17 protein-coding genes and 1 pseudogene are annotated in these 19,626 nt (G+C 57.4%); 16 read left to right on the top strand and 2 right to left on the bottom strand.

Annotated elements, in window-relative coordinates:
• The first annotated feature begins 80 nt into the window (after positions 1-80).
• The 13 genes from nuoA to nuoN all read left to right on the top strand — a co-directional run bounded on the left by nuoA (position 81) and on the right by nuoN (position 15,115).
• Positions 81-521, top strand: a complete 441-nt coding sequence (gene nuoA, locus O1721_RS19460) for an NADH-quinone oxidoreductase subunit NuoA (RefSeq protein ID WP_003861475.1) — start codon at positions 81-83, stop codon at positions 519-521.
• A 15-nt stretch (positions 522-536) separates the two neighbouring features.
• The gene (nuoB, locus tag O1721_RS19455) at positions 537-1,211 is read left to right on the top strand and encodes an NADH-quinone oxidoreductase subunit NuoB (RefSeq protein WP_003861482.1); all 675 of its coding nucleotides are present in this window, start codon (positions 537-539) and stop codon (positions 1,209-1,211) included.
• Between the two features lie 89 nt (positions 1,212-1,300).
• The gene (gene nuoC, locus O1721_RS19450) at positions 1,301-3,103 is read left to right on the top strand and encodes an NADH-quinone oxidoreductase subunit C/D (protein WP_003861484.1); all 1,803 of its coding nucleotides are present in this window, start codon (positions 1,301-1,303) and stop codon (positions 3,101-3,103) included.
• A 2-nt stretch (positions 3,104-3,105) separates the two neighbouring features.
• A complete protein-coding gene (nuoE, locus tag O1721_RS19445) occupies positions 3,106-3,606 on the top strand; it encodes an NADH-quinone oxidoreductase subunit NuoE (protein WP_008500208.1) in 501 nt (166 codons plus the stop codon).
• Positions 3,603-4,940 carry an NADH-quinone oxidoreductase subunit NuoF gene (gene nuoF / locus O1721_RS19440; protein WP_003861487.1) on the top strand — a complete coding sequence of 446 codons (1,338 nt, stop codon included), beginning with the start codon at positions 3,603-3,605 and terminating at the stop codon, positions 4,938-4,940. The genes nuoE and nuoF overlap by 4 nt, the downstream gene beginning before the upstream one ends.
• 54 nt (positions 4,941-4,994) lie before the next feature.
• Positions 4,995-7,718: an NADH-quinone oxidoreductase subunit NuoG gene (gene nuoG / locus O1721_RS19435; protein WP_032648955.1), complete on the top strand. Its 2,724-nt coding sequence runs from the start codon at positions 4,995-4,997 to the stop codon at positions 7,716-7,718.
• On the top strand, positions 7,715-8,692 hold the full coding sequence (nuoH, locus tag O1721_RS19430) for an NADH-quinone oxidoreductase subunit NuoH (protein ID WP_003861490.1): 978 nt from the start codon (positions 7,715-7,717) through the stop codon (positions 8,690-8,692). The genes nuoG and nuoH overlap by 4 nt, the downstream gene beginning before the upstream one ends.
• Positions 8,693-8,706: 14 nt before the next feature.
• Positions 8,707-9,249, top strand: coding sequence for an NADH-quinone oxidoreductase subunit NuoI (gene nuoI / locus O1721_RS19425; RefSeq protein ID WP_003861491.1), 543 nt, complete (start codon positions 8,707-8,709; stop codon positions 9,247-9,249).
• A 10-nt stretch (positions 9,250-9,259) separates the two neighbouring features.
• Positions 9,260-9,814, top strand: coding sequence for an NADH-quinone oxidoreductase subunit J (gene nuoJ / locus O1721_RS19420; RefSeq protein WP_003861493.1), 555 nt, complete (start codon positions 9,260-9,262; stop codon positions 9,812-9,814).
• Positions 9,811-10,113 carry an NADH-quinone oxidoreductase subunit NuoK gene (gene nuoK, locus O1721_RS19415; protein ID WP_003861496.1) on the top strand — a complete coding sequence of 101 codons (303 nt, stop codon included), beginning with the start codon at positions 9,811-9,813 and terminating at the stop codon, positions 10,111-10,113. Before nuoJ ends, nuoK begins: the two co-directional genes overlap by 4 nt.
• Positions 10,110-11,951: an NADH-quinone oxidoreductase subunit L gene (nuoL, locus tag O1721_RS19410; protein ID WP_003861497.1), complete on the top strand. Its 1,842-nt coding sequence runs from the start codon at positions 10,110-10,112 to the stop codon at positions 11,949-11,951. Before nuoK ends, nuoL begins: the two co-directional genes overlap by 4 nt.
• Positions 11,952-12,121: 170 nt before the next feature.
• Complete coding sequence (gene nuoM / locus O1721_RS19405) at positions 12,122-13,651, top strand: NADH-quinone oxidoreductase subunit M (RefSeq protein ID WP_003861498.1); 1,530 nt, start codon at positions 12,122-12,124, stop codon at positions 13,649-13,651.
• A 6-nt stretch (positions 13,652-13,657) separates the two neighbouring features.
• A complete protein-coding gene (gene nuoN / locus O1721_RS19400) occupies positions 13,658-15,115 on the top strand; it encodes an NADH-quinone oxidoreductase subunit NuoN (protein WP_015572273.1) in 1,458 nt (485 codons plus the stop codon).
• A gap of 164 nt (positions 15,116-15,279) precedes the next feature.
• On the opposite strand, the gene O1721_RS19395 is transcribed toward nuoN, so the two are convergent.
• Positions 15,280-16,284, bottom strand: coding sequence for a chemotaxis protein (locus O1721_RS19395; RefSeq protein ID WP_023304150.1), 1,005 nt, complete (start codon positions 16,282-16,284; stop codon positions 15,280-15,282).
• 64 nt (positions 16,285-16,348) lie between these two features.
• Positions 16,349-17,266 (bottom strand): ribonuclease Z, encoded by a 918-nt coding sequence (gene rnz, locus O1721_RS19390; protein WP_032648953.1) that lies wholly within the window; start codon positions 17,264-17,266, stop codon positions 16,349-16,351.
• A 71-nt stretch (positions 17,267-17,337) separates the two neighbouring features.
• Between rnz and O1721_RS19385 the strand changes: the two genes are divergently transcribed.
• From O1721_RS19385 to menF, 3 genes and pseudogenes are all read left to right on the top strand, one after another.
• Entirely contained in the window at positions 17,338-17,802 is a 465-nt protein-coding gene (locus tag O1721_RS19385) for a GNAT family N-acetyltransferase (RefSeq protein WP_023295084.1), read from the top strand.
• 50 nt (positions 17,803-17,852) lie between these two features.
• Positions 17,853-18,158 carry a stress response protein ElaB gene (elaB, locus tag O1721_RS19380; RefSeq protein ID WP_017693006.1) on the top strand — a complete coding sequence of 102 codons (306 nt, stop codon included), beginning with the start codon at positions 17,853-17,855 and terminating at the stop codon, positions 18,156-18,158.
• A gap of 86 nt (positions 18,159-18,244) precedes the next feature.
• A pseudogene (gene menF, locus O1721_RS19375) lies at positions 18,245-19,539 on the top strand (isochorismate synthase MenF).
• Positions 19,540-19,626 lie beyond the last annotated feature (87 nt).

Below are 19,626 nucleotides of genomic sequence, written 5' to 3'. Positions count from 1 at the left end.
TTGTTCCTCCCCATGAATCGATGTGATGCCCATCTGCCAGCAAGAGCAGTGTCGTCGGTATCACTTTTGATGAGTAAGCAATGAGTATGTCAACATCCACAGAAGTCATCGCTCATCACTGGGCATTCGCAATCTTTCTTATTGTAGCCATTGGCCTGTGCTGCCTGATGTTAGTCGGCGGCTGGTTCCTGGGCGGTCGCGCCCGCGCAAGGCACAAAAACACACCTTTCGAATCAGGTATTGATTCAGTAGGTACCGCTCGCTTACGCCTGTCTGCCAAGTTCTACCTGGTAGCCATGTTCTTCGTCATTTTTGACGTGGAAGCGCTTTACCTCTTCGCGTGGTCTACCTCCATTCGCGAAAGTGGTTGGGTGGGCTTTGTCGAGGCCGCAATTTTCATTTTAGTGTTACTGGCCGGTCTGGTTTATCTGGTGCGTATTGGCGCGCTGGACTGGACACCTGTGCGTTCACGCCGTGAACACATCAACCCGGAAAACAGTATCTCTAATCGTCAGCAGTAACAGCGAGGCAATAAGATGGATTATACGCTCACCCGCATAGATCCTAACGGTGAGAATGACCGTTACCCCCTGCAAAAACAGGAGATCGTAACCGACCCCCTGGAGCAAGAAGTCAACAAAAGCGTGTACATGGGCAAGCTCGAACATGCCATGCACGACATGGTCAACTGGGGTCGTAAGAACTCCATCTGGCCATACAACTTTGGCCTTTCTTGCTGCTACGTTGAAATGGTGACGTCATTCACTGCGGTGCATGACGTTGCGCGTTTTGGGGCCGAGGTACTGCGTGCTTCTCCGCGTCAGGCTGACCTGATGGTGGTGGCCGGGACCTGCTTTACCAAGATGGCACCGGTTATTCAGCGTCTTTATGACCAGATGCTGGAGCCAAAATGGGTTATCTCCATGGGCGCATGTGCAAACTCCGGCGGTATGTACGACATTTATTCCGTTGTGCAGGGCGTTGATAAGTTCATTCCGGTAGATGTGTACATCCCGGGCTGTCCGCCGCGTCCAGAGGCCTATATGCAGGCGCTGATGCTGCTCCAGGAGTCAATTGGTAAAGAACGCCGCCCGCTTTCATGGGTTGTTGGCGATCAGGGTGTCTATCGCGCGAACATGCAGTCTGAGCGCGAGCGTAAACGTGGTGAACGTATTGCCGTCACCAACCTGCGTACGCCTGACGAAATTTAATTTGCGCCTGTGGGCCTGGAGAACACCTTCGCATATCACTACTCAAATAGCGCGAAGCCAGGCTTAACAGTCACCACGGACCATTTGCAATGGTGAACAATATGACCGACTTAACCGCGCAAGAAGCCGCCTGGCAGACCCGGGATCATCTCGATGACCCCGTCATTGGCGAACTGCGCAACCGTTTTGGGCCGGATGCCTTTACTGTTCAGGCCACCCGCACCGGGGTACCCGTTGTTTGGGTGAAGCGTGAGCAATTACTGGAAGTTGTCGATTTCCTCAAGAAATTGCCAAAACCTTACGTCATGCTGTTTGACTTACACGGCATGGACGAACGTCTGAGAACGCACCGCCAGGGTCTCCCTGCTGCGGATTTTTCCGTTTTCTACCACCTGATCTCAATAGACCGCAACACGGATATCATGCTCAAGGTGGCATTGTCTGAAAACGACATGCATCTGCCGACGATCACCAAACTTTTCCCGAACGCCAACTGGTACGAGCGTGAAACCTGGGAAATGTTCGGCATGACCTTCGACGGCCACCCGCATCTGACGCGCATCATGATGCCGCAGACCTGGACCGGCCACCCGCTGCGTAAAGACTACCCGGCACGCGCCACTGAATTCGACCCGTTTGAGCTGACCAAAGCCAAGCAGGATCTGGAGATGGAAGCGCTGACCTTCAAGCCGGAAGACTGGGGGATGAAGCGCGGCACCGAAAACGAGGACTTCATGTTCCTCAACCTCGGTCCAAACCACCCCTCTGCGCACGGTGCATTCCGTATTATCCTTCAGCTTGACGGTGAAGAAATTGTCGACTGCGTGCCTGACATCGGCTACCACCACCGTGGTGCCGAGAAGATGGGGGAGCGTCAGTCCTGGCACAGCTACATTCCGTACACCGACCGTATCGAATACCTCGGCGGCTGCGTGAACGAAATGCCATACGTGCTGGCCGTTGAGAAACTGGCAGGCATCACCGTCCCGGATCGCGTTAACGTGATTCGCGTGATGCTGTCTGAACTGTTCCGTATTAACAGCCATCTGCTGTACATCTCCACGTTCATTCAGGACGTCGGCGCGATGACGCCGGTCTTCTTCGCCTTTACCGACCGTCAGAAAATCTACGATCTGGTGGAAGCGATTACCGGTTTCCGTATGCACCCGGCCTGGTTCCGCATCGGCGGTGTGGCGCACGATCTGCCGCGCGGCTGGGACCGTCTGCTGCGTGAATTCCTCGACTGGATGCCGAAACGTCTGGCGTCTTACGAGAAAGCCGCGCTGCGTAACTCCATCCTGAAAGGCCGTTCCCAGGGCGTTGCTGCCTACGGCGCGAAGGAAGCGCTGGAGTGGGGAACCACAGGTGCTGGCCTGCGTGCGACCGGGATTGATTTCGACGTGCGTAAAGCCCGTCCTTACTCTGGTTACGAGAACTTCGACTTTGAAGTCCCGGTTGGCGGCGGCGTTTCCGACTGCTACACCCGCGTGATGCTGAAAGTGGAAGAGCTGCGCCAGAGCCTGCGCATCCTTGAGCAGTGCCTCAACAACATGCCGGAAGGCCCGTTCAAGGCGGATCACCCGCTGACAACGCCGCCACCGAAAGAGCGCACGCTGCAACATATCGAAACCCTGATCACCCACTTCCTGCAAGTTTCCTGGGGCCCGGTCATGCCAGCACAGGAATCCTTCCAGATGATTGAAGCGACCAAGGGTATCAACAGCTACTACCTCACCAGCGACGGCAGCACCATGAGCTACCGCACCCGCGTGCGTACGCCAAGCTTCGCGCACTTGCAGCAGATCCCGGCCGCCATTCGCGGCAGTCTGGTCTCCGACCTGATTGTGTATCTGGGTAGTATCGATTTTGTTATGTCAGATGTGGACCGCTAATTATGCACGAGAATCAACAACCACAAACCGAGGCTTTTGAGCTGAGTGAAGCAGAGCGTGCCGCCATTGAGCACGAGATGCACCACTACGAAGACCCACGTGCGGCGTCCATTGAAGCGCTGAAAATCGTACAGAAACAGCGTGGTTGGGTGCCGGATGGGGCGATCTACGCGATCGCGAAAGTGCTGGGTATTCCGGCGAGTGACGTAGAAGGCGTAGCCACGTTCTACAGCCAGATCTTCCGTCAGCCGGTAGGCCGCCATGTGATCCGCTACTGTGACAGCGTGGTCTGCCACATCACCGGTTATCAGGGCATTCAGGCTGCGATTGAGAAGAAACTCAATATCAAGCCGGGCCAGACCACCTTCGACGGACGCTTTACTCTGCTGCCAACCTGCTGCCTGGGTAACTGCGACAAGGGGCCGACCATGATGATTGATGAGGACACTCACAGCCATCTGACGCCGGAAGCGATTCCTGACCTGCTGGAGCAGTACAAATGAAAACTGTAATTCGTACTGCTGAGACGCATCCGCTGACCTGGCGTCTGCGTGATGACAAACAGCCGGTCTGGCTCGACGAATATCAGAGCAAAAACGGCTATGCCGGCGCGCGTAAAGCCCTTGGCGGCATGGCGCCGGACGACATCGTTAACGCGGTGAAAGAGTCTGGCCTGAAAGGCCGCGGGGGCGCGGGCTTCTCCACCGGTCTGAAGTGGAGTCTGATGCCGAAAGATGAATCCATGAACATCCGTTACCTGCTGTGTAACGCCGATGAAATGGAGCCGGGTACCTATAAAGACCGCCTGCTGATGGAACAGCTGCCGCACCTGCTGGTGGAAGGCATGCTGATCTCCGCGTTCGCGCTGAAAGCGTACCGTGGCTATATCTTCCTGCGCGGTGAATACATCGAAGCGGCTGAAAACCTGCGTCGCGCGATTGCCGAAGCCACTGAAGCCGGTCTGCTGGGTAAAAACATCCTGGGCACCGGGTTTGACTTCGAGCTGTTCGTGCACACCGGTGCCGGGCGTTATATCTGCGGTGAAGAAACCGCGCTGATTAACTCCCTGGAAGGCCGCCGCGCGAACCCGCGCTCCAAGCCACCGTTCCCGGCAAGCTCCGGCGTGTGGGGTAAACCGACCTGCGTCAACAACGTCGAAACCCTGTGCAACGTCCCGGCGATCCTCGCGAACGGCGTGGAGTGGTATCAGGGCATCTCCTCAAGCAAAGATGCCGGTACCAAGCTGATGGGCTTCTCCGGTCGCGTGAAGAACCCTGGCGTCTGGGAGCTGCCGTTCGGCACCACCGCACGCGAAATTCTTGAAGACTACGCCGGCGGCATGCGCGATGGCCTGAAATTCAAAGCCTGGCAGCCGGGTGGGGCAGGGACGGACTTCCTGACCGAAGCCCACCTTGACCTGCCAATGGAGTTCGAAAGCATTGGTAAAGCAGGCAGCCGTCTGGGTACGGCGCTGGCGATGGCCGTCGACCATGAGATCGGCATGGTATCCCTGGTGCGTAACCTGGAAGAGTTCTTCGCCCGCGAGTCCTGCGGCTGGTGTACACCGTGCCGTGATGGTCTGCCGTGGAGCGTGAAGATCCTGCGTGCTATCGAACGTGGCGAAGGCCAGCCTGGCGATATCGAGACACTTGAGCAACTGTGTCGATTCTTAGGGCCGGGTAAAACCTTCTGTGCCCACGCACCGGGCGCCGTCGAGCCGCTGCAAAGCGCGATTAAATATTTCCGCGACGAATTCGAAGCAGGCATCAAGCAGCCGTTCAGCAATACCCATTCGATCAATGGTATTCAGCCGAACCTGCTGAAAGCGCGCTGGTAAAAACAGAATTTTGATTAACGCTCGGTTTCGGCCGAGCCAACTGGAAGCATGCTAATGGCTACGATTCATGTAGACGGCAAAGAATACGAAGTCAACGGGGCGGACAACCTGCTGGAAGCTTGTCTGTCTCTTGGCCTCGATATTCCGTACTTTTGCTGGCATCCGGCGCTGGGCAGCGTCGGTGCTTGCCGCCAGTGTGCGGTGAAGCAATATCAAAACGCGGAAGACACGCGTGGTCGCCTGGTGATGTCCTGTATGACGCCAGCCGCCGAAGGCACCTTTATTTCGATTGATGACGAAGAAGCCAAACAGTTCCGCGAAAGCGTGGTGGAGTGGTTGATGACCAACCACCCGCACGACTGTCCGGTGTGTGAGGAGGGCGGTAACTGCCACCTTCAGGATATGACCGTCATGACCGGTCACAGCTTCCGTCGCTATCGCTTTACCAAGCGTACCCACCGTAACCAGGATCTGGGGCCGTTCATCTCTCACGAAATGAACCGCTGCATCGCCTGCTACCGCTGCGTGCGTTACTACAAAGATTATGCAGACGGACAGGATCTGGGCGTATATGGCGCGCATGACAACGTCTACTTCGGTCGTCCGGAAGACGGTACGCTGGAAAGCGAATTCTCCGGTAACCTGGTAGAAATCTGTCCGACCGGCGTATTCACGGATAAAACCCACTCTGAACGTTACAACCGTAAATGGGACATGCAGTTTGCGCCAAGCATCTGCCAGCAGTGCTCCCTTGGCTGTAACACCAGCCCGGGTGAACGTTACGGCGAACTGCGTCGTATCGAAAACCGTTACAACGGTACAGTTAACCACTACTTCCTCTGCGACCGCGGTCGTTTCGGCTATGGCTATGTGAACCTGAAAGACCGTCCGCGTCAGCCGGTTCAGCGCCGTGGCGATGACGTCATTACCCTCAACGCTGAGCAGGCGATGCAGGGCGCGGCAGATATTCTGCGTCAGTCGAAGAAAGTGATCGGCATCGGTTCCCCGCGCGCCAGCATCGAAAGCAACTTCGCGCTGCGCGAGCTGGTTGGGGCGGAAAACTTCTACACCGGTATCGCCCAGGGCGAGCAGGAACGTCTCCAGCTGGTGCTGAAAGTGCTGCGTGAAGGCGGCATTCATACGCCTGCGCTGCGCGAAATCGAATCCTATGATGCGGTTCTGGTGCTGGGTGAAGACCTGACGCAGACCGGCGCACGCGCGGCTCTGGCGGTTCGTCAGGCGGTGAAAGGTAAAGCACGTGAAATGGCAGCGGCGCAGAAAGTGGCTGACTGGCAGATTGCGGCCATCCTCAACATCGGTCAGCGCGCGAAGCATCCTCTGTTTGTGACTAACGTTGACAACACTCGTCTGGACGATATCGCCGCGTGGACCTACTGCGCGCCGGTTGAAGATCAGGCGCGTCTCGGCTTTGCCATTGCCCACGCGCTGGACAGCAACTCGCCGGCCGTTGAACTGGATCGCGACCTGCAAAACAAGGTCGACGTGATTGTTCAGGCGCTGGCGGGGGCGAAGAAACCTCTGATTATTTCCGGTACCAACGCCGGTAGCGCTGAAATCATTCAGGCCGCAGCGAACGTTGCCAAAGCCCTGAAGAGCCGCGGCGCTGACGTCGGAGTTACCATGATTGCCCGTGCGGTGAACAGCATCGGTCTGGGTATGATTGGCGGCGGCTCGCTGGAAGACGCGTTAAGCGAACTGGAATCCGGTGCCGCTGACGCCGTTGTGGTGCTGGAAAACGACCTGCATCGCCATGCTTCTGCCGCTCGCGTTGACGCCGCGCTCTCCAGAGCGCCGCTGGTGATGGTTATCGACCATCAGCGCACCGCGATCATGGACAAAGCGCACCTCGTGCTCTCTGCGGCAAGCTTCGCAGAAAGCGACGGGACGGTGATCAACAACGAAGGCCGCGCCCAGCGTTTCTTCCAGGTTTATGACCCGGCCTACTACGACAGCAACACCGTGATGCTGGAAAGCTGGCGCTGGCTGCACTCTCTGCACAGCACCGTGCAGAGCCGTGAAGTGGACTGGACGCAGCTCGACCACGTTATTGACGCGGTTGTTGAGAAACTGCCTCAGCTGGCGGGCATTAAAGACGCCGCGCCTGACGCAAGCTTCCGCATTCGCGGCCAGAAACTGGCGCGTGAGCCGCACCGCTACAGCGGTCGTACCGCGATGCGCGCCAACATCAGCGTGCACGAACCGCGTCAGCCGCAGGATAAAGACACCATGTTTGCCTTCTCGATGGAAGGGAACAACCAGCCGTCTGCGCCGCGTTCGCAAATCCCGTTTGCATGGGCACCGGGCTGGAACTCCCCGCAGGCATGGAACAAGTTCCAGGCTGAAGTGGGCGGTCACCTGCGCCACGGCGATCCGGGCGTGCGTCTGATTGAAGCCTCCGAAACCGGTCTGGACTTCTTCACCACCGTTCCGGCGAGCTTCCAGGCGCAGGAAGGTCACTGGCGTATTGCACCGTACTACCATCTGTTCGGTAGCGACGAAATGTCCCAGCGTTCTCCGGTATTCCAGCAGCGTATGCCGCAGCCGTACATCAAGCTCAACCCGGCGGATGCCGCGAAGCTTGGCGTTAACGCGGGTGCGAACATTGCCTTTAGCTACGACGGCCAGACAATCAGCCTGCCGCTGATTATTTCTGAACGCCTGTCAGCAGGGCAGGTGGGTCTGCCGATGGGTATGCCTGGCATCGCGCCGGTCCTGGCGGGTGCGCATCTTGATAACCTTCAGGAGGCAAAAGCATGAGTTGGTTAACGCCGGATCTTATCGACATCCTGCTGAGCATTCTGAAAGCGGTTGTGATTCTGCTGGTGGTTGTCACCTGCGGCGCGTTCATGAGCTTTGGTGAACGTCGTCTGCTCGGTCTGTTCCAGAACCGTTACGGACCGAACCGCGTGGGCTGGGGTGGTTCACTCCAGCTGGTCGCGGACATGATCAAGATGTTCTTTAAAGAGGACTGGGTTCCACGCTTCTCGGACCGCGTGATCTTTACGCTGGCGCCGATGATCGCCTTCACCTCGCTGCTGCTGGCGTTTGCTATCGTTCCGGTCAGCCCGACCTGGGTGGTGGCTGACCTGAACATCGGCATTCTGTTCTTCCTGATGATGGCAGGCCTCGCGGTTTACGCGGTGCTGTTCGCAGGCTGGTCCAGTAACAACAAATACTCGCTGCTGGGTGCGATGCGTGCTTCCGCGCAGACGCTGAGCTACGAAGTGTTCCTGGGTCTCTCTCTGATGGGCGTGGTGGCGCAGGCCGGTTCATTTAACATGACCGACATCGTCAACAACCAGGCCGACATCTGGAACGTTATCCCGCAGTTCTTTGGGTTCATTACCTTTGCCATCGCGGGCGTGGCGGTGTGTCACCGTCACCCGTTTGACCAGCCAGAAGCCGAACAGGAACTGGCCGACGGTTACCACATTGAATATTCCGGTATGAAGTTCGGTCTGTTCTTCGTGGGCGAGTACATCGGTATCGTCACCATTTCCGCGTTGATGGTAACGCTGTTCTTTGGTGGCTGGCATGGCCCGTTCTTACCGCCGTTCATCTGGTTCGCGCTGAAAACCGCGTTCTTCATGATGATGTTCATTTTGATTCGCGCAGCGTTACCGCGTCCGCGTTATGACCAGGTAATGTCCTTCGGCTGGAAAGTGTGCCTGCCGCTGACGCTCGTCAACTTGTTGGTAACGGCGGCTGTCATTCTCTGGCAGCAGCCATAAGGGGCTTTGAGATCATGACCTTAAAAGAATTATTGGTAGGTTTCGGCACCCAGGTACGCAGTATCTGGATGATCGGCCTGCATGCGTTTGCCAAACGCGAAACCCGGATGTACCCGGAAGAGCCGGTATATCTGCCGCCGCGCTACCGTGGACGTATCGTGCTGACGCGCGACCCGGACGGTTCCGAGCGTTGCGTTGCCTGTAACCTGTGTGCGGTAGCGTGTCCGGTGGGCTGTATCTCTCTGCAAAAAGCAGAGACGGTAGACGGCCGCTGGTACCCTGAGTTCTTCCGCATCAACTTCTCACGCTGCATTTTCTGCGGTCTGTGTGAAGAAGCGTGCCCAACCACGGCGATTCAGCTGACTCCAGACTTCGAGCTGGGTGAGTACAAGCGTCAGGATCTGGTGTACGAGAAAGAGGATCTGCTGATTTCCGGTCCGGGCAAATACCCGGAATATAACTTCTACCGGATGGCGGGTATGGCAATCGACGGCAAAGATAAAGGCGAAGCAGAGAACGAAGCTAAGCCTATCGACGTCAAGAGCCTGTTACCGTAAGGAGAGGGCAATGGAATTCGCTTTTTATATCTGTGGCCTTATCGCCATCCTGGCTACGCTGCGAGTGATCACGCACACCAATCCGGTGCATGCGCTGCTGTATTTAATCATCTCGCTGCTGGCTATTTCCGGGGTGTTCTTTGCGCTTGGCGCGCACTTCGCTGGTGCGCTGGAAATCATCGTCTACGCCGGGGCCATCATGGTGCTGTTTGTGTTCGTGGTGATGATGCTGAACCTGGGCGGCTCTGAAATTGAGCAGGAACGTCAGTGGTTAAAACCGCAGGTGTGGATTGGTCCGGCAATTTTGTCGGCCATCATGCTGGCGGTGATTGTTTACGCCATTCTGGGCGTCAACGACCAGGGTATCGACGGGACGCCAATCAGCGCGAAAGCCGTGGGTATCACCCTGTTTGGTCCGTACGTTCTGGCGGTTGAGCTGGCCTCAATGCTGCTGCTGGCGGGTCTGGTTGTGGCCTTCCACGTTGGCCGCGAAGAGCGTGTCGGCGAGGTGCTGAGCAACCGCACTGACGACCGCGCGAAAAGAAAAACGGAGGAACGCGCATGATCCCCTTAACACATGGACTGATCCTCGCTGCGATTTTATTCGTTCTGGGCTTAACCGGTCTGGTTATCCGCCGCAATCTGCTGTTTATGCTGATCGGTCTGGAAATCATGATCAACGCTTCCGCGCTGGCCTTTGTGGTCGCCGGTAGCTACTGGGGCCAGACCGATGGTCAGGTGATGTACATTCTCGCCATCAGCCTCGCGGCTGCTGAAGCGAGTATTGGCCTGGCGCTGTTGCTACAGCTCCATCGTCGCCGCCAGAACCTGAACATCGATTCAGTAAGTGAGTTGCGTGGATGAACATGCTTGCCTTAACCATTATTTTTCCGCTGATTGGCTTCGTGCTGCTGGCGTTTTCTCGCGGCCGCTGGTCTGAGAATCTGTCTGCCACCGTGGGCATTGGCTCTATCGGCCTGGCTGCGCTGGTCACAGCGTATGCGGGTATCGACTTCTTTAACAATGGACGTCAGGCCTACAGCGTACCGCTGTGGAACTGGATGTCGGTCGGTAACTTCAACATCGGTTTCAACCTGGTGCTGGATGGTCTGTCTCTGACCATGCTCTCCGTAGTTACCGGCGTCGGCTTCCTGATCCACATGTTCGCCTCCTGGTACATGCGCGGTGAAGAGGGATACTCCCGCTTCTTCGCCTACACCAACCTGTTTATCGCCAGCATGGTGGTTCTGGTGCTGGCCGATAACCTGCTGCTGATGTATCTGGGCTGGGAAGGCGTGGGTCTGTGTTCTTACCTGCTGATCGGTTTCTACTACACCGATCCGAAGAATGGCGCAGCGGCCATGAAAGCGTTCGTCGTGACCCGTGTGGGTGACGTGTTCCTCGCTTTCGCGCTGTTCATTCTTTACAACGAACTGGGCACGCTAAACTTCCGCGAAATGGTGGAACTGGCGCCGGCGCACTTCGAAGCAGGCAACAACATGCTGTGGTGGGCAACGCTGATGCTGCTGGGTGGCGCTGTGGGTAAATCCGCGCAGCTGCCGTTGCAGACATGGCTGGCCGACGCGATGGCGGGTCCAACCCCTGTCTCCGCGTTGATCCACGCCGCGACCATGGTCACCGCCGGTGTCTACCTGATTGCGCGTACCCATGGCCTGTTCCTGATGACCCCGGAAATTCTGCATCTGGTGGGTATTGTCGGTGCGGTTACGCTGGTGCTGGCAGGCTTTGCCGCGCTGGTGCAGACCGACATCAAGCGCGTGCTCGCATACTCCACCATGAGCCAGATTGGCTACATGTTCCTGGCGCTGGGCGTTCAGGCGTGGGACGCGGCCATTTTCCACCTGATGACGCACGCGTTCTTTAAAGCGCTGCTGTTCCTCTCATCCGGTTCGGTGATTCTGGCCTGCCACCACGAGCAGAACATCTTCAAAATGGGCGGACTGCGTAAGTCCATCCCGCTGGTTTATGTCTGCTTCCTGGTAGGCGGCGCGGCGCTGGCGGCACTGCCGCTGATCACCGCGGGCTTCTTCAGTAAGGACGAAATCCTGGCGGGCGCCATGGCGAATGGTCATATCAATCTGATGGTTGCGGGTCTGGTCGGTGCGTTTATGACCTCCCTGTACACCTTCCGTATGATTTTCATCGTCTTCCACGGTAAAGAACAAATTCACGCTCACGCAGGGAAGGGGATTACCCACCACCTGCCGCTGATTGTGCTGCTGGTCCTGTCCACCTTCGTTGGCGCGATGATTGTGCCACCGTTGCAGGGCGTACTGCCGGCGACAACCGAGCTTGAGCACGGTCGCGTTCTGACGCTTGAAATCACCTCCGGCGTAGTGGCTATCGCGGGCATCCTGATTGCCGCATGGCTGTGGCTGGGCAAACGCACGCTGGTGACTGCCGTTGCCAACAGCGCGCCGGGCCGTCTGCTGGGCACCTGGTGGTACAACGCATGGGGCTTCGACTGGCTGTACGACATGATCTTCGTGAAGCCGTTCCTGGGCATTGCGTGGCTGCTGAAGCGCGATCCACTGAACAGCCTGATGAATATCCCGGCGATCCTCTCTCGCTTTGCAGGTAAAGGCCTGCTGTTCAGCGAGAACGGTTATCTGCGCTGGTATGTGGCGTCCATGAGCATCGGTGCGGTTGTCGTACTGGCGCTGCTGATGGTGTTGCGTTGATTTTGAGTTAGCGGGGATTGTCGGGTGGCGCTAGCGCTTACCCGACCTACGGACCGTAGGCCCGGTAAGCGAAGCGCCACCGGGCAAAAGGCCCCGCACTCAAACGTGAATTTTGTCGAATTCGTTGAAAATCGGTCCCTGAGGGACTTTAACAAGGAATAAAAATCGCCATGTTACTACCCTGGCTAATATTAATTCCCTTCATCGGCGGCTTCCTGTGCTGGCAGACCGAACGCTTTGGCGTGAAGATGCCGCGCTGGATCGCGCTGATCACCATGGGATTGACGCTCGCGCTTGGTCTGCAACTCTGGTTGCAGGGTGGCTACTCACTGACCCAGTCCGCGGGCCTTCCGCAGTGGCAGTCTGAGTTCATTCTGCCGTGGATCCCACGTTTCGGTATTACGATCCACCTCGCGATTGACGGTCTGTCGCTGCTGATGGTGGTGCTGACCGGTCTGCTCGGCGTTCTGGCGGTACTCTGCTCCTGGCGAGAAATCGAAAAATACCAGGGCTTCTTCCACCTGAACCTGATGTGGATCCTGGGCGGCGTGATCGGCGTGTTCCTGGCCATCGACATGTTCCTGTTCTTCTTCTTCTGGGAGATGATGCTGGTGCCGATGTACTTCCTGATCGCGCTGTGGGGCCACAAGGCATCCGACGGTAAAACGCGTATCACGGCGGCCACCAAGTTCTTCATCTACACCCAGGCGAGTGGTCTGGTGATGTTGATTGCCATCCTGGCGCTGGTATTTGTGCATTACAATGCGACCGGCGTGTGGACCTTCAACTACGAAGACCTGCTGAAGACCCCGATGTCTCACGGTGTGGAATACCTGCTGATGCTCGGCTTCTTCATCGCCTTCGCGGTGAAAATGCCGGTCGTACCGCTGCACGGCTGGCTGCCGGACGCGCACTCTCAGGCGCCAACGGCGGGTTCCGTTGACCTGGCGGGTATCTTGCTGAAAACGGCGGCCTACGGTCTGCTGCGTTTCTCCCTGCCGCTGTTCCCGAACGCCTCCGCAGAGTTCGCGCCGATTGCCATGTGGCTGGGCGTGATCGGTATCTTCTACGGTGCATGGATGGCCTTCACGCAGTACGACATCAAACGTCTGATTGCTTACACCTCCGTTTCCCACATGGGCTTCGTGCTGATTGCCATCTACACCGGCAGCCAGCTGGCATACCAGGGCGCGGTGATCCAGATGATTGCGCACGGCCTGTCTGCTGCCGGTCTCTTCATCCTGTGTGGTCAGCTGTACGAACGTCTGCATACCCGCGACATGCGTATGATGGGCGGCCTGTGGGGCAAAATGAAATGGCTGCCGGCGCTCTCCATGTTCTTCGCGGTGGCGACTCTGGGTATGCCGGGTACCGGTAACTTCGTCGGCGAGTTTATGATCCTGTTCGGCAGCTTCAACGTGGTACCGACGATCACCGTCATCTCCACCTTTGGTCTGGTATTTGCCTCCGTGTACTCGCTGGCGATGCTGCACCGCGCTTACTTCGGTAAAGCGAAGAGTGAAATTGCTGCACAAGAACTGCCGGGGATGTCGCTGCGTGAGCTGTTCATCATCCTGCTGCTGGTCGTACTGCTGGTGCTGTTGGGCTTCTATCCGCAGCCGATTCTGGATACCTCGCACTCCGCGATGGGTAACATCCAGCAGTGGTTTGTTAATTCTGCTTCTACTACAAGGCCGTAATTCGCCATGACAATAACTCCACAACAACTGATCGCGCTGCTACCGCTGCTGATCGTCGGATTGACGGTGGTGGTTGTGATGCTCTCCATTGCGTGGCGACGCAATCACTTCCTGAATGCGACCCTGTCCGTTCTGGGTCTGAACGCTGCGTTAGTTTCCCTCTGGTTTGTTGGCCAGGCGGGAGCGATGGACGTCACGCCGCTGATGCGCGTTGACGGTTACGCCATGCTCTACACCGGTCTGGTGCTGCTGGCGAGCCTGGCAACCTGTACCTTTGCGTACCCGTGGCTCGAAGGTTACAACGACAACAAAGAAGAGTTTTACCTGCTGGTACTGATTGCCGCACTGGGCGGTATTCTGCTGGCGAACGCGAACCACCTGGCCGCGCTGTTCCTCGGTATTGAGCTGATCTCACTCCCGCTGTTCGGCCTGATTGGTTACGCTTTCCGCCAGAAGCGCTCTCTGGAAGCGGCAATCAAGTACACGATCCTGTCTGCTGCCGCGTCGTCGTTCCTGCTGTTTGGTATCGCGCTGCTGTACGCACAGACGGGTAATCTCTCCTTCATGGCGCTCGGTAAGAGCCTTGGCGACGGCATGATGCATGAGCCGCTGCTGCTGGCGGGTCTGGGCATGATGATTGTTGGCCTTGGCTTTAAACTCTCACTGGTTCCGTTCCACCTGTGGACGCCAGACGTATACCAGGGTGCCCCTGCACCGGTCTCGACCTTCCTGGCGACGGCGAGCAAAATCGCTATCTTCGGTGTGGTCATGCGTCTGTTCCTGTACGCCCCGGTGGGCGACAGCGAAGCGGTCCGCGTGGTGCTGGGCATTATCGCGTTCGTGTCCATCATCTTCGGTAACCTGATGGCGCTGAGCCAGACCAACATCAAGCGTCTGCTGGGCTACTCCTCTATCTCCCATCTGGGTTACCTGCTGGTGGCGCTGATTGCGCTGCAAAGCGGTGAGATGTCGATGGAAACTGTGGGCGTCTATCTGGCCGGTTACCTGTTTAGCAGCCTCGGCGCGTTCGGCGTGGTGAGCCTGATGTCCAGCCCGTACCGTGGCCCGGATGCGGATTCCCTGTTCTCCTACCGTGGTCTGTTCTGGCACCGTCCGATTCTGTCTGCGGTAATGACCGTGATGATGCTCTCTCTTGCGGGTATCCCGATGACGCTGGGCTTTATCGGTAAGTTCTACGTGCTGGCCGTCGGTGTGCAGGCGGGTCTGTGGTGGCTGACGGCGGGTGTCGTTATCGGCTCCGCGATTGGTCTCTACTATTACCTGCGCGTAGCGGTGAGCCTGTACCTGAGCGCGCCTCAGCAGCTCAACCGCGATGCGCCGTCCAACTGGCAGTATAGCGCCGGCGGTATCGTGGTGCTGATCTCCGCGCTGCTGGTGCTGATCTTCGGTATCTATCCGCAGCCGCTGATTGATATCGTGCAGCGCGCGATGCCGCTGATGTAAAAACAAAAAACCCGCCTCGGCGGGTTTTTTATTGTTTTCTCCCTCTCCCCGTGGGAGAGGGCCGGGGTGAGGGCACCAGCCCGCACAGAGTAAAACATGCCCAGCGGCGCTACGCTTGCAGGGCCTACGGGTCTTGTAGGTCGGGTAAGCGAAGCGCCACCCGACTAAGCCAGCTGCTTGCGGCTAATCAACGGCCCGTCAATCTTCTTCATCGAGCGGTCCAGCACCTCTTCAATTACCGACGACAGCTCGTTCAGCTCAAACTTCGCCACATAGCCGTCCGCCTTCACTTTGCGAATATGATCTTCGTTCGCGTTGCCGGAAAGAGACGAGTGGATCACCACCGGAATATCTTTCAGTACCGGGTCGGATTTGATTTTTCGCGTCAGCGTAAATCCGTCCATCTCCGGCATTTCGAGGTCGGTTAATACCAGGGCAATCTTATCGGTAACGGGAACGCCCTCGGCCTGTGCCTGCGCGGCCAGCTGAGTGATTTTCTCCCATGCGTCTTTGCCGGTGATATGCAGCTGGGCCGGGATCTCCATCGCCTGCAATCCCTTCTCCAGCATTGAGCGCGCTACTTTTGAATCTTCTGCAACAATCGCGACAGAGCCAGGCTTGATGTTGAATTTGGTGGTTTCCAGATGGGTGGCGTGCAGATCGTGGTTCGCCGGGGTGATGTCGTACAGGATCTGCTCCACGTCCAGCACCATCGCCAGATCGTTGGTATCGGTCTTCTCGTCCAGACAGGCAATGCTGGTGATGTAGCGACCGCTGACGGCGGTTTCCGCGGCGTGCACCTGCTTCCAGTCCAGACGCATGATGTTTTCCACCGATTCTACGGCAAACGCCTGCACGCTGCGGGCATATTCGGTGATCAGCAGGATGTTCAGCCCGGTGGCTGGTTTGCAGCCGGCGACGGCGGCCAGATCGATCACCGGGATCACCTGGTCACGAATGTTCACCATCCCCATCAGCGGAGACTTCATTCCCGCCGGTTTGGTGAAGGTCGGCATCGGCACAATTTCGCGCAATTTGAACACGTTGATGCCGAACAGCTCGGATTTATTTTCGTTCAGAGAGGTGCCAAGACGGAACAGCAACAGTTCAAAACGGTTGGACAGGGTCAGGTTTGCCCTGTCATCAATATCTTTCTGGAAATTATCCATTCTACCCTCAAGAGAAATGCTGGCCTTTTAATCGTTATCGGCACGCTGAGGGAAAAATGAAGGACTAAACGCTGACCTGAGCAAAATCTTCCGCCAGCTCGCATGCCGGAAATACTTCCCGGCACTCTGCCAGCAGGCTTTCAGCGCCGCGGACGTCATAGCGTGAGCTGACGTGAGTAACAATCAGTTTCCGGACGCCAGCCTCACGTGCCAGCTGCGCCGCCTGACGCGTAGAGCTGTGCCCCCGGCTGTTGGCTTTTTCTTCCATCGCCGCTTCCAGCGTAGCCTCATGCACCATCACATCTACACCTCTGGCAAGCCTGAGCGCCGAAGGGCAGGGGGCGGTATCCCCAAAAATAGCCAGTTTTTTGCCCGGCTGCGGTGGGGCGAGGTAATCCTGACCGTTGATGACGCGCCCGTCTTCCAGCGTGACGGTCTCGCCGTGCTTCAGACGCTGGAACAGCGGGCCAGGTTTCACTCCATCGGCCTGCAACGCGGCGGCGTTCAGCGCCCCGGGCTTGTCATGCTCCTCAACGCGATAGCCGTAGCATTCCACCGGATGGTTAAGCGGGTAAGCGCGCACCAGGTAATCTCCGTCATCGAACACCAGACCCTCGCCGATCTCTAACACCTCCAGCGGATAATCGGTCCACGAGCCGCTCAGGCGCAGCGTGGTTTCAACGAATTCCTGAATACCCGCGGGGCCATAAATGGTCAGCGGGATAGCGTTACCGGCCATCGAACGGCTGCACAGCAGGCCCGGCAGGCCAAACAGATGGTCGCCGTGCAGATGGGTGATAAATATTTTATCCACTTTCCCCGGGTGGTATGAGGTATGCAGCAGCTGATGTTGCGTACCCTCGCCGCAGTCAAACAGCCACAGCCCACCCCGGGTAGGATGCTTAAGATCCAGCAGAATCGCCGTCACGTTTCGTGAGCGGGTTGGCACCCCGGCGGACGTACCCAGAAAAATCAGTTCCATAACGCAATCAGCCCTTTGCCGAATGGGAAGGGGTTTAGTATAACGTGATGAACCCCAGGAAGGAGAAACACATGATCCAGTGGCAAGATCTACACCACAGCGAACTGACCGTGCATTCACTCTACGCCCTGCTCAAGCTGCGCTGCGAAGTCTTTGTGGTTGAACAAACCTGCCCGTATCAGGATATCGACGGCGATGACCTGATCGGCGAGAACCGGCACATCCTCGGCTGGCGCGATAACGAGCTGGTGGCGTATGCGAGGATTCTGAAAAGCGAAGAGGATTTTGACCCTGTCGTCATTGGCCGCGTCATTATCAGCGGCCGCGCGCGCGGTGAAAAGCTGGGCTATCAGCTGATGGAAAAAACGCTGGACGCATGCCAGAAACAGTGGCCGGACAAGGCGTTATACCTGGGCGCGCAGGCGCATTTGCAATCATTCTATGGCCATTTTGGTTTTACCCCGGTCACGGACATTTACGACGAAGACGGCATCCCACACATCGGCATGGCACGCGAAGCGAAACAGGCGCAATAGCAATACGTTGTCTATAGTTACCGGACTGGTGTACTAACATGGAGAAAAATATGTCATTTCAATCCTGGGATACCCGAGTCGACGACGACCTGACGCTGCTAAGCGAAACGCTGGAAGAAGTGCTGCGCTCTTCAGGCGATCCTGCCGATCAGAAGTACATTGAGCTCAAAGCCCGCGCCGAGCAGGCGCTGCATGACGTGAAAAACCGCGTCAGTAACGCATCCGACAATTACTACTACCGCGCCAAGCAGGCGGTTTATCGTGCCGACGATTATGTGCATGAAAAACCGTGGCAGGGCATTGGGGTCGGTGCGGCCGTAGGGCTGGTGCTGGGTCTGCTGTTAGCCCGTCGTTAAGCCGGTAAACCACTCCCTACACGTGGGTACTGCTATTTATCGTCAGTACCCCGTATAATATAAGGCTTTAACAGGGAGAGGTTCGCGTGCACTCGATTTTCCTCGCGCTGCAAAGCCTGCGTACTCAGCTTGCGCAAGCGTTGCCAGCTACACCCGGTTTACGCCATTTCGATGTCTCTTTCCCGTTAAACGACGCCTTCGATCCGCTGGCCTGGCTCGGTGTGCAGCGATGCTATCCTCAGTTTTACTGGCAACAGCGCAGCGGCGATGAAGAACTTGCCGCGCTCGGAAGCCTCGCCCATTTTGATTCTCTGGCCTCGGCCTCGCGGTTTTTGCACACCCACGACGTAGCCAATGACACCCGTATCTGCGGCCTGAACGCCTTCAACCCGGCGCAGGGCAAGCTGTTTTTACCGCGCCTTCTCTGGCGACGGTCTGGCGGGGTCGCCACGCTGCGTCTGCAACTGTGGAGCGAAACGTCGTTGCGGGAAGATGCCCGTGAGGCGCTGAATTTTGTCGATAACCTGCGCGACGCCGCGCCGATCCGCCCGTTGTCCGTGCAGATTGTGCAGGAAACCCATCATCCGGAAAAACCGAATGGCTGGCGTTGATTCGTCAGGCGACGGATACCCTTGCTCGCGGCGATTTTGAGAAAGTGGTCCTCGCACGTGCTACAGACGTGCATTGCCAGCAGCCCGTGAACGCCATCGCGCTGATGGCTGCCAGCCGCGCGCTAAACCTCAACTGCTATCATTTTTGTATGGTCTTTGACGCCAGCAACGCGTTCCTCGGCTCGACGCCTGAACGCCTGTGGCGGCGACGCGGCACGCTGCTGCGCACTGAAGCGCTGGCAGGCACCGTCGCCAGCCATTCTGACGATAAGCAGGCCCAGCGTCTGGGCGACTGGCTGATGAATGACGACAAAAATCAGCGGGAAAATATGCTGGTGGTGGAAGATATCTGCCAGCGTCTTCAGCACCATACCCGGACGCTGGAGATCCTGCCTGCGCAGGTGCTGCGTCTGCGCAAGGTGCAGCATTTACGTCGCTGTATCTGGACCGAACTTAAACAGCCTGACGACGAGCAGTGCCTGCATATTCTGCAACCGACGGCGGCGGTGGCCGGGCTGCCGCGACAGGCGGCGCGAGAATTTATTGCGAAAGTGGAGCCGTTTGACCGGGAGTGGTACGCCGGGTCGGCGGGCTATTTATCGCGCGATCAAAGCGAATTCTGTGTGGCATTACGCTCCGCCCGCGTTCACGACGCTGCGCTGCGTCTTTATGCGGGGGCGGGCATCGTCAGCGGCTCCGATCCGGAGCAGGAGTGGCAGGAGATCGAAAACAAGGCCGCCGGGCTGCGTTCCCTTCTCCTAAGGGATTAATACTGATTCGTGCAATCCCGATTCATATCAAAATTCTGACTTTTTCTATTATTTATACTGTGTCGCATTCTTGATACTGGACAATCT

It is taken from the genome of Enterobacter cloacae complex sp. HYC033_NIDB (genome assembly GCF_056673335.1).
This window is presented reverse-complemented; position numbering and strand designations above follow the sequence as displayed.